Below are 9,600 nucleotides of genomic sequence, written 5' to 3'. Positions count from 1 at the left end.
CGAACCAGACATTCCATGACCCTCCGAATCATGGTCACCCATTGATTCAGAACTTTAGGAAATACGCAACTGTAATGCTAGCAACAGATCTCCGCCATCCGTGCGGAGCACCGGCTCGCGGATGGCGGCGGTCGACGGAGGCGGCAGTATCGGAATCTTGGCGCTTGCGCATCATGGTGTGCCTCCGGGGCGACCACGCCGCCCCACCATCTGCCGCAGCGCCGCTCCCAGACGTATCGGGTGCAGCGGTTTGTGCAGCACCGGAAAGCCCAGGCGCTGTGCCTCGCGCAGCAGGTCGGGGGTGGTCTCACCGGTGACCATCAGCATCGGCACCGCATGGCCCAGCCGGTCGGTCAGCAGCGGCGCCAGCCGGGCGCCGGTCCAGCCATCCTTCAGGAAATAGTCCAGAATCACCGCATCCGGCGGGCCGTTCAGCCGGGCCAGGGCCGCATCCAGATCGTCGGGGCCGGCGGCCAGGGCGGCGTGGCAGCCCCAGGCGTCGAACAGCAGGGCGGCGGCGGCGCGGATGTCGGGGTCGTCGTCGATCATCAGCAGCCGGGCGCCGGCCAGACCCCGAGGCGGCTGATGATCGGGCGGGAGAGGTGTCGCGGCCGTGATGCCGGCATCGGTGCGGGGCAGGGCCAGAGAAACGCGCGGCAAGGTTAGTGAAAACCGGGTGCCGTGGCCGGGGCGGGTGTCGACCGACAGGCGGTGGTCCAGCAGCCGCGCCAGCCGGTCGGCGATGGCGAGGCCAAGGCCGATGCCCTGTTCGCTGTCGGCGCCGTCCAGCCGGTGAAACTCGCGGAACACCGCCTCCGCCTCGGCCGGGTCGAAGCCGGGGCCGGTGTCGATCACATCGATGCGCAGGCCATGGGGTGTATGGCGCACGCCCACCAGCACCCGGCCGGCGCTGGTATACTTGACCGCGTTCGACACCAGATTGCGCAGGATGCGGCCCAGCATCGCCGGATCGCTGCGGGCGGTGGCGCGGCTGTCCAGAACCGTCAGCCGCAGCCCCTTGCGATGCGCCAGTGGCGCGAATTCCCGGCGCAGGCTGCGCAGCACCGGTGCCAGCGGCAGGGCGGTCATCGCCGGCGCGATCACGCCTGCATCCAGTTTCGAGATGTCGAGCAGCGCGTCGAACAGCCCGGTCACCGTGTCCAGGCAGTCGCCGATCTGGGCGGCTATGGTCGTCTGGCGGTCGGTGGTCAGCCGGGCCTGCAGGGCCGACATCAGAATGCCCACCGCATGCAGGGGCTGGCGCAGATCATGGCTGGCGGCGGCCAGGAACCGCGATTTGGCCAGATTGGCGTCGTCGGCGGCGCGTTTCGCCGCCGCCAGCGCCATTTCGGTCTGCATCCGTTCGGTGATGTCGGAATAGATCCCGACGATACCGCCGGCGCGGGTGCGACGCTCACGCGATTGCAGCCAGCGGCCGTCGCGCAGTTGGATGAAGGTATCGGCCGCGCCGGCGTGGCAGGCCTTGCGCAAGGTTCGATAGCGATCGGGATCCCAGCCGCTGGGCAGCAGGCTGATTTCGGCAATGCTGGTGTAGACGATGTTCATCTCGACCAGATCGTCGAAGGGCACGCCGCGGCGCACGCGGTCGGGCTCGGCGAAGAAATTCCGGTAATGATCGTTGCAGAACAGCAGCCGGTCATCGGCATCCCAGATGACGAAGGCTTCCGACGCGCTCTCGATCGCATCCACCAGCGGGTCGTTTGCCAGCCGATCGTCGGATGGAACAGGGTTGGGCATTGCGGCAGGCGGCACGATCGGTGACCCTCTCAAACAGGGAACCTATGGTATCAGGCCGGCATGCGCTGCCGCGCGGTTACCTGTGTGAAGAATTTTCGACACCGCGGCCCCGGCACCCGTCTGCCGGGCCGATATCGTGGTCTGTTGCGGTCACGACGCCCGCGGCCGTGCAGGGGAAGGTAGATGACGCGTTTTCAAGAGCTTGCCGGCCAGATCTCCGGCCGGGACGCCGACGGCCCGGACGAGGCCGAGCCGCAGACCCTGGTTCTGTCCCATGGCTTCGGGGGCGACCGGTCGGCCTGGGCGCATCTGATGCCCTGGGCCGTGGCACGGTTCCGCGTCGTCACCTATAACCTCGCCGGCGCCGGCCCCGATGGCGCCGAGACTTATGATCGCGTGCGCCATGGCTCGCTGTTCGGCTATGCCGACGATCTTCTGACCATTCTGGACGAGCTGGATATCAGCGACTGCATCCATGTCGGCCATTCGATGAGCGGCATGATCGGCGCCGCCGCCGCCGTGGCGCGGCCCGACCTGTTCAGCCGGCTGGTGCTGATCGGCGCCTCGCCGCGCTATCTGAACGATGACGGTTATACCGGCGGCTTCGAACAGGGCGATCTGGACAGGCTCTATGCCGCGGCGGCGGCGGATTTCCAAGCCTGGGCCACGGGTTTCGCGTCGGCGGCGGTGGGCATGCCCGACGACGTGGCGGTGGAGGAGGTCGCCCGCACGCTGTTCCAGATCCGCCCCGATATCGCGCTCGCCACCGTGAAGACCGTCTTTCAGTCCGATATGCGCGACGTGGTGCCGCGGCTGCGGCGCCCCACTCATCTGATCCAGACCTGCGCCGACATGGCGGTGCCGCGGGCGGTGGCCGATTGGCTGCATCACAGCATTGCCGGATCGACCCTGGATGTCATCGACGCCACCGGCCATCTGCCGCATCTGACCGCCCCCGATGCGGTGCTGCAATGTCTGGCCCGGCATCTGGCCACCTCTGGTGAAGAACGCCCGACCATATGGCGGTGACCCTGGTCGGTCCCGCCCGCACCGGAAACCCTGCCGATGCCCCCATTGCCGACAACGCCCGTACTGCCTGCTTTCGCCGATATCGAGGCGCGCGCTGCTGCCCGCCATGGTGGGCCGACGGCACTGACAGCCCGTCTTCTGCAACCCCGCAGCGCCGATGCGCTGCGTGCCACACCTGATCACCGGTTTCTGGCCGAGGCGACCCATGCGATATTTCAGGCGGGTTTCGACTGGCAGGCGGTCGACCGGCGCTGGCCGGCTTTCGAAGATGCCTTCGAGGGTTTCGACCTCGCGCGCTGGACCCTGATGTCCGATGACGATCTGGACCGGTTGCTGCGCAATACCGGGTTGATCCGCAACGCGGCCAAGCTGCGCGCCGTGGGCGCGAATGCGGTGTTCTTCCAGGCGGTCGCCTGCGAGCACGGCTCGGTCGGCGCCTGGATCGCCGGCTGGCCGCCCGGCTGCTATATGGCACTATGGCACTGACCCAGGCGCTGAAGACCCGGGGCAACCGGCTGGGCGGCAAGACCGGCCAGGTGTTTCTGCGCCGGATGGGCGTCGACAGCCTGATCCTGTCGGGCGACGTGCTGGCGGCGCTGTCGGCGGCAGGCGTCGTTCACCGCATGCCGACATCCACCCGCGACGTCGCGGCGGTCCAGGCGGCGCTGAACCAGTGGATGGCCGAGAGCGGCCATGGTCTCACCCGGATCAGCCAGATCCTGGCGCTGTCGATCGATGCCGACTGATCCGGCCATTCCCCCTGTTCCCCCGCTGGCCGCGCTGATAATCTGACCGCTTCGGGTACACACCATTTGCGGGATCATCACCGTGCAGCATTTCGACACGATCGTCATCGGGATTGGCGGCATGGGATCGGCGGCGTTGTGGCAGTCGGCGCGGCGCGGACAGTCGGTGCTGGGCATCGAGCGGTTCGATATCGGCCACAGCATGGGCTCGTCGCACGGGTTGAACCGGATCATCCGGCTGGCCTATTTCGAGCACCCGAAATATGTGCCCCTGCTGCGCCGGGCCTATGAGCTGTGGCGCGAGACCGAGGCGCTGGCGGGCGAGCAGCTTCTCTACATCACCGGCGGTATCGATGGCGGGCCCGCGGATGGCCGGATCGTCACCGGCGCGCTGGCCGCCTGTGTTGAGCATGATCTGCCCCACGAGGTTCTGACCGCCGCCGAGATCAACCGCCGCTTTCCCGGCTATCGCCTGCCCGATGGCCATGCCGGGGTCTATCAGCCCGATGGCGGCTTCGTCGCGTCGGAACGGGCGATCCTGGCGCATGTGTCGCTGGCGGTGGCGGCCGGCGCGCAACTGCATGCGCGTGAAACCGTGCTGGGTATCGAGCCGGGCAATGGCCGGGTGGTGGTGGTCACCGATCGCGGCCGCTATGAAGCCGGCCGCGTGATCGTGTCGGCGGGGGCCTGGATCGCCGATCTGGTGCCGGGGCTTGCCGGCACCGCGGTGCCTGAACGTCAGGTGCTGGGCTGGTTCCTGCCCCGGCGGCCGGAGCTGTTCACGCCGGCGGTGTTTCCGGTGTCGAATGTGGCGACCGATCTGGGCCATGTCTATCAGTTTCCGAGCTGGGGCATTCCGGGCTTCAAGATCGGGCTGTACAACCATTTCCGCGAACGCGGCCATGCCGACCACCTGTCGCGCGAACCCACCCCGGCCGATGAAGAGGCGCTGCGCCGGGTGATCCGGGCCTGCTTCCCCGAAGCCGATGGCCCGATCCTGCGGCTGGCCGCCTGCCTGTTCACCAACACGCCCGATGAACATTTCGTGGTCGATACCCTGCCGGGGCACCCTGAGGTGGTGGTGGCGTCCCCCTGTTCCGGCCATGGCTTCAAATTCGCCAGTGTGATGGGCGAGGTGCTGGCCGATCTGGCCACCACCGGCACCAGCCGCCACGACCTGTCGCTGTTCACCTATGACCGGTTCACCGCGCCGGCCGCCTGATCAGGGTGGGCTGGCGATCAGGGTGGGCTGGCGATCAGGGTGGGCCAGGCCTGAAGGAACGCGTCGCGGCGGCGCTTGCCGGGTGATCCCGTGGCCGGCGCGCCGCCCTCGGCGGGGTCGTCCTGCGCCAGGGTCGCGAACACCAGCGTCTCGTCGCCGCGCCGGGCCCAGCCGACATACCAGCCCCAGCCGCGCTCGCGATCCAGCCGGCCATCGGGGTGGCGGGGCAGGGCGGCGCCGGTCTTGCCGGCGATGGTCCAGCCATCGGCGAGGCTGGTCCGCTCCACGATCCGCCGGGTCATCACATGGGCCTCGGCCGAAACCGGCAGCCGGTCATTGACCAGATCGGCCAGGAACGCCACCTGCTCGCGCGGTGAAATTGCCAGCGACGAGCCGATCCATGCCCGGTCGAGCCCGTTATCCGCGCCGGCATCGCCCGTCATGTCGGCATTGCCGTAATGGAACGCGGTTGCATAGCGTTGCAACCGCTCCATGCCCAGCGCCCGGGTGATCTGCTGCGAATACCAGACCACGGAATGGGTCATCCAGCGGTCGGGATCGGTGTCCTGCGTCCAGGCGGCCCCGCCCCAGGCGACATAGCCCGGCCGATAGGGCCAGACCGGCGCATGCGGCCCGGTCAGGATGCCGGCATCGAAGCCCATCAGGCTCAGCGCGATCTTGAAGGTCGATGCCGGCGTCACCCGGCTGGTGCAGTCGCCATCCTCCACCAGCCGTTCTGCTGTGTCGGCGCGCATGATCACCGTGCAGATTGTCCGGGCCTGCGCGGGCCCGGCCGGCAGCGACAGTGTCGCCAGAAGCAGGGCGGGCAGCGCCAGCCGCGCCGCCATCAGCCATGTGTTGATCATGATGGCCTTCCGCCTGTGTCCGCCATGGCCAGCCGCTGTGCCAGAGCCTGCATCTGTTGGCGCCAGAACCCGCCATGGCGATGCAGGAAGACGGCATCGGGAAAATTGTGGCGGGCGGCATGGCGGATCGGGATCGTGTCCCAGCCGCGATGGCGCAGGCTCACCCGCGTCTGGTCGCCCACGGCCTCGAAGCTGACCGTCACATGGGTGGTCTGGTCGGGGCTGAAACTGGCCTGTCGCCAGGTGAAGGCCAGCCGTGCCGGCGGCTGCCAGTCGGTGATGTGGCCGATATCGAACACCGAACCGTCGGACTTGCGTTCCACCAGCCGGCCGCCGGCGCCCGGTGGATCGAAGGCCAGTCGCCCCGGCGGACCGGCGGTGAACTGAAACAGGCCGCTCGGCTGCCACCACAGGCCGATATCCTCGACGAAGGCGCGAAACACCTGCGCCGCCGGGGCCTGGATGCGCAGGGCGATCAGGATTTCGGATCCGCTCATTCAGCGTCGCTTCCATCCGTGGTGTCGGCCGTGTCCGCCTCGACATGGGCCTTGAAGGCGGCAAGCTGCCGGCTCCACAGCTGATCCATCTGGTCGACCCAGGCCTTCAGCCGGGCCATGGGTTCCGGGCACAGCCGATAGATCCGCACCCGGGCATCGAAATCCGGGTGGCTTTCCTCGATCAGCCCGCTTGCGCGCAGCGCGCGCAGGTGCCGGCTCATCGCCGGCGCGCTCAATCCCGCCGCCTCGGCCAGCTCTCCGGCGCGATGCGGGCGATCCCGCAGCCGTTCCACCACCATGCGCCGATGCGGATCGGCTAGCGCCGCCAGAACCTGATCAATGCCGGCGCCGGCCGCGCCGCTCATCGCGATCCGGCCGGCTGGTCGGGCCAGCCGTCGATGGTCAACCCGCTCGCCGCCTCGGCCTCGGCGCGGCCGACCGTGGCCACGGTCTGGCCGAAGCTCCAGACATGGCCTTCCGGGTCGCGGGCGCAATAGGTACGGTCGCCATAAAACTGGGTCGCCAGCGGCCGCACGATCACCGCCCCGGCCGCTTCGGCGCGGGCGCAATGCGCGTCGATGCCGTCGGTCAACTGGACATGAACCGTCTGGGTGTTGCGGCCGCCCAACTGCCGGGGGCTTGCGACGTCGTCATTCCAGATCGGGCCGATCATGACATAGCCGTCGCCATAGCCCATTTCCGAATGGGCCAGTTTGCCCTCGGCATCGGTGATCACCATGGTTCGCTCGAACCCGAACGCCGCTTCCAGCCAGTCGAGGGCGGCGAACGGATCGTCATAGAACACGGCCGACCCGAAGGTCGGGCGGCGGAAGGGATCGGTCATGGCGACATCTCCTTAACGTCTGATGAAATATTTAACGCAGATAGAAATCATTGAGTCAAGGGCAGGAGATGGCGCCGGCCGGTGCCTGCCAGCGGGCGACCAGGGCGTCGGTTGTGGTGACGTCGCCGAACTGCAGCGCGAAATGGGTCAGGGCGCCGGCGTGTTCCTCGGCGGTCAGGCTGGCATTGGCGTCGGAGACCATGGTGGTGCGATAGTTCAGCATCATGGCGTCGCGGGCGGTGCTGTCGCAGCAGACATTGGTCATCGTACCGGCGACCGCCACGGCGGTGATGCCGCGTGCCTGCAACTGCGCGTGCAGATCGGATGCCCCCTGAATGAAGGCGCTGTAACGGGTTTTGCCGACCACCAGATCGTCGGGCTGCACATCCAGATCCGGCCACAGGAAGGACGGTGCCGCCTGTTCGTGCAGGGCCGCCGATCGCGCCCGCATCCGATCGGGCAGCATCAGCACGTGGTGGAAATGGGACAGCTCGGCCAGCGCCTGTTCGGTGAACAGCGTCCGCACCCAGACCACCGTGCCGCCGGCCGCGCGCAGCGCCGCCGCCAGCCGGTTGACATTGCCGACGATGCCGCGGGCGGCCGGCACCTCGGCCGGCATGCCCGGTTCCATGAACCACGACTGAAGATCGATGACCACCAGTGCCGTCTCGGCAGCCGGCACCCGATCATGGACCAGTGCCGCGCCCTGACGGGCGACCACCCGGCTCATTGCCCATTCCGGCATCACATAATCATGCATATGATCAAATCCTGTGCAGTCTGGCGCCGCTGGGTCAGCGATGCGCCGCTCAAGGGGGCCGCTAAATCGTATACAGTGGACAGTATGCGAACAAGCCGGATCTGGCCCGATCCTTGCGTTCCACCGTCTGCCCCCAGCATCCGCGAATGCCCGCCGCACAACGCCATGGGATGGAAGTGACAGACGATGGTCAGCAGTGACACGCCTATGCAAGCACCCGGCCGCCCGGCCCACACCCCTCACACCCGCTCGCCTGGCCCACGCCTGCGCCGGCAGATGGGCGCGCTTGTCCTGGCCCTGGCGCCGGCGCTGATGGCGCCGGCAACCGCCGGTGCCGCGGAGCCGACCACGATCAGCTTCATGGAGCCGATCCATTCGCTGTTCTATGCGCCGCTCTACGTGGCCGACGGCAAGGGCTTTTTCGCCGATCACGGCATCAAGGTCGATTTCGGGGTCTCGCAGGGCAGCGACAAGGCAACGGCGGCCCTGCTGTCGGGATCGGCCGATATCGTGCTGGTCGGGCCGGAAACCGCGATTTATATCGCCGGCGGCCGCTCGCCGGTGAAGACCCGGATCTTCAGCGGCCTCACCGCCACCGACGGATCGTTCCTGATGGCGCATGACGACACGCCCGGTGTCGGCGCCGATGGCGGCTTCGACTGGTCGGGCCTGAAGGGCGCCCGGATCATGTCGTGGCGCAAGGGCAGCGCGCCGGGCCTGTTCATGGAAGCGGCCTTGCGCAAGGCGGGGCTGGACCCGGAAACCGATGTCGAGCTGATCACCAACACAGCGATCCCGGCGCGGGTGGGGGCGTTCATGGCCGGCACCGCCGATTATGGCACCTTCTTCGAGCCCGACGTGTCGCGGATCGAGGTCGAGGGCAAGGGCCGGGCGGTGGCGAATGTCGGCAACGCCGTGGGGCCGATCGATTACACCGTGTTCGTCGCGACCGAACCGTTCATCGACCAGAACCCGGCGCTCATCCAGGGCTGGACCGATGCCATCGCCCAGGGTCTGGCCTGGACGGCAACCGCCGATCCGGCCACGGTCGCCGATGTTCTGGCCCCCTATTTCCCGGGCGTCGACACCGGGTTGATCGCCGACAGTGTGGTGCGCCATCGCAGCGCCGGGATCTGGAAAGCCACGCCGCTGGTCGAGCCGGCCGCCATCGACAGCCTTCAGACCCTGCTGGTCGATGCCGGCATCCTGAAGCCGGATGCGCGCGTCGCCTATGAGGATGTGGTGGCGCCGGCCTTCGCCAGGGCGGCCGCGAAATGACCATCACGATAACCGACGATACAGCGAAGCGCCTGGCCGATGGCGATGCCGCCACCGTCCGGCCAGTGCCCCGGATCGCCTTTCGGGGCGTGGGCCTGCGCTATTTCAGCCCGCGCGGAGAAACCGAGGCGCTGTGCGGCATCGACCTCGACATTGCCGCCGGCGAGTTCGTCGCCATCGTCGGCCAGTCGGGCTGTGGCAAGAGCACGCTGCTGTCGCTGCTGGCCGGGCTGGTGCCGCCCAGTGCCGGCACGGTGCTGATCGATGATGTGCCGGTCACCGGGCCGGGCCGTCGGGTGGGTTTCATGCTGCAACAGGACACGCTGTTCGAGTGGCGCACAATTCTGGAAAACACCCTGCTGGGGCCGGAACTGCGCGGCGGCGACATGGTGGCGGCGCGCGACCGGGCGCGGGATCTGCTGATCCGCTATGGCCTGGGCGATTTCATGGATCACAAGAGCCTGTTGCAGAATGGGCTCCAAACCTGTCGATGTCCGCTTGCCCCCGCGCTGCGGGGCTGATACCAAATCTCGTGAGTCCTGACTCATAGGGGATTCCCAAACGGTCAGGAGTTCGATTCAATGATCGCGGACCTGAGGG

The 9,600-nt window shown here is 67.9% G+C and carries 12 protein-coding genes; 6 read left to right on the top strand and 6 right to left on the bottom strand.

The genetic code is table 11. The features are described from left to right. Positions 1–171: 171 nt before the first annotated feature. The gene (locus tag IEW15_RS24210) at positions 172–1,758 is read right to left on the bottom strand and encodes an ATP-binding response regulator (RefSeq protein ID WP_188582905.1); all 1,587 of its coding nucleotides are present in this window, start codon (positions 1,756–1,758) and stop codon (positions 172–174) included. Between the two features lie 183 nt (positions 1,759–1,941). Between IEW15_RS24210 and IEW15_RS24205 the strand changes: the two genes are divergently transcribed. The 4 genes from IEW15_RS24205 to solA all read left to right on the top strand — a co-directional run bounded on the left by IEW15_RS24205 (position 1,942) and on the right by solA (position 4,755). Then, positions 1,942–2,787 carry an alpha/beta fold hydrolase gene (locus IEW15_RS24205; protein WP_188582903.1) on the top strand — a complete coding sequence of 282 codons (846 nt, stop codon included), beginning with the start codon at positions 1,942–1,944 and terminating at the stop codon, positions 2,785–2,787. 36 nt (positions 2,788–2,823) lie between these two features. Continuing rightward, entirely contained in the window at positions 2,824–3,273 is a 450-nt protein-coding gene (locus IEW15_RS26180) for a DNA-3-methyladenine glycosylase I (RefSeq protein WP_229708716.1), read from the top strand. Next, the gene (locus tag IEW15_RS26175) at positions 3,264–3,533 is read left to right on the top strand and encodes a hypothetical protein (RefSeq protein ID WP_229708712.1); all 270 of its coding nucleotides are present in this window, start codon (positions 3,264–3,266) and stop codon (positions 3,531–3,533) included. Before IEW15_RS26180 ends, IEW15_RS26175 begins: the two co-directional genes overlap by 10 nt. A gap of 82 nt (positions 3,534–3,615) precedes the next feature. Then, entirely contained in the window at positions 3,616–4,755 is a 1,140-nt protein-coding gene (gene solA, locus IEW15_RS24195) for an N-methyl-L-tryptophan oxidase (protein ID WP_229708710.1), read from the top strand. A gap of 17 nt (positions 4,756–4,772) precedes the next feature. On the opposite strand, the gene blaOXA is transcribed toward solA, so the two are convergent. From blaOXA to IEW15_RS24170, 5 genes are read right to left on the bottom strand one after another with little or no spacing between them, the layout of a single operon-like run. Continuing rightward, positions 4,773–5,603, bottom strand: a complete 831-nt coding sequence (blaOXA, locus tag IEW15_RS24190; RefSeq protein WP_188582909.1) for a class D beta-lactamase — start codon at positions 5,601–5,603, stop codon at positions 4,773–4,775. Between the two features lie 14 nt (positions 5,604–5,617). After that, positions 5,618–6,118, bottom strand: coding sequence for an SRPBCC domain-containing protein (locus IEW15_RS24185; RefSeq protein ID WP_188582901.1), 501 nt, complete (start codon positions 6,116–6,118; stop codon positions 5,618–5,620). Next, on the bottom strand, positions 6,115–6,483 hold the full coding sequence (locus tag IEW15_RS24180; RefSeq protein ID WP_188582899.1) for an ArsR/SmtB family transcription factor: 369 nt from the start codon (positions 6,481–6,483) through the stop codon (positions 6,115–6,117). The genes IEW15_RS24185 and IEW15_RS24180 overlap by 4 nt, the downstream gene beginning before the upstream one ends. Next, entirely contained in the window at positions 6,480–6,962 is a 483-nt protein-coding gene (locus IEW15_RS24175; protein WP_188582897.1) for a VOC family protein, read from the bottom strand. The genes IEW15_RS24180 and IEW15_RS24175 overlap by 4 nt, the downstream gene beginning before the upstream one ends. A gap of 55 nt (positions 6,963–7,017) precedes the next feature. After that, positions 7,018–7,722, bottom strand: a complete 705-nt coding sequence (locus IEW15_RS24170) for a cysteine hydrolase (protein ID WP_188582895.1) — start codon at positions 7,720–7,722, stop codon at positions 7,018–7,020. A 276-nt stretch (positions 7,723–7,998) separates the two neighbouring features. Between IEW15_RS24170 and IEW15_RS24165 the strand changes: the two genes are divergently transcribed. After that, positions 7,999–9,000: an ABC transporter substrate-binding protein gene (locus IEW15_RS24165; protein WP_229708704.1), complete on the top strand. Its 1,002-nt coding sequence runs from the start codon at positions 7,999–8,001 to the stop codon at positions 8,998–9,000. Beyond that, positions 8,997–9,521 carry an ATP-binding cassette domain-containing protein gene (locus IEW15_RS24160; protein ID WP_229708701.1) on the top strand — a complete coding sequence of 175 codons (525 nt, stop codon included), beginning with the start codon at positions 8,997–8,999 and terminating at the stop codon, positions 9,519–9,521. The genes IEW15_RS24165 and IEW15_RS24160 overlap by 4 nt, the downstream gene beginning before the upstream one ends. Positions 9,522–9,600: the final 79 nt, after the last annotated feature.

Origin of the sequence: Tistrella bauzanensis (genome assembly GCF_014636235.1) — a bacterium.
GTDB lineage: Bacteria > Pseudomonadota > Alphaproteobacteria > Tistrellales > Tistrellaceae > Tistrella > Tistrella bauzanensis.
The sequence above is the reverse complement of the archived record's forward strand: the minus strand, read 5'-3'. Positions and strand labels throughout refer to the sequence as shown.

Coding starts and splice junctions, on each gene's coding strand:
- IEW15_RS24175 (WP_188582897.1), bottom strand. CDS start 6,962: ATGACCGATCCCTTCCGCCGCCCGACCTTCGGGTCGGCCGTGTTCTAT.
- IEW15_RS24160 (WP_229708701.1), top strand. CDS start 8,997: ATGACCATCACGATAACCGACGATACAGCGAAGCGCCTGGCCGATGGC.
- IEW15_RS26180 (WP_229708716.1), top strand. CDS start 2,824: ATGCCCCCATTGCCGACAACGCCCGTACTGCCTGCTTTCGCCGATATC.
- IEW15_RS24205 (WP_188582903.1), top strand. CDS start 1,942: ATGACGCGTTTTCAAGAGCTTGCCGGCCAGATCTCCGGCCGGGACGCC.
- IEW15_RS26175 (WP_229708712.1), top strand. CDS start 3,264: ATGGCACTGACCCAGGCGCTGAAGACCCGGGGCAACCGGCTGGGCGGC.
- IEW15_RS24210 (WP_188582905.1), bottom strand. CDS start 1,758: ATGCCCAACCCTGTTCCATCCGACGATCGGCTGGCAAACGACCCGCTG.
- IEW15_RS24170 (WP_188582895.1), bottom strand. CDS start 7,722: ATGCATGATTATGTGATGCCGGAATGGGCAATGAGCCGGGTGGTCGCC.
- blaOXA (WP_188582909.1), bottom strand. CDS start 5,603: ATGGCGGCGCGGCTGGCGCTGCCCGCCCTGCTTCTGGCGACACTGTCG.
- IEW15_RS24165 (WP_229708704.1), top strand. CDS start 7,999: ATGGGCGCGCTTGTCCTGGCCCTGGCGCCGGCGCTGATGGCGCCGGCA.
- IEW15_RS24180 (WP_188582899.1), bottom strand. CDS start 6,483: ATGAGCGGCGCGGCCGGCGCCGGCATTGATCAGGTTCTGGCGGCGCTA.
- IEW15_RS24185 (WP_188582901.1), bottom strand. CDS start 6,118: ATGAGCGGATCCGAAATCCTGATCGCCCTGCGCATCCAGGCCCCGGCG.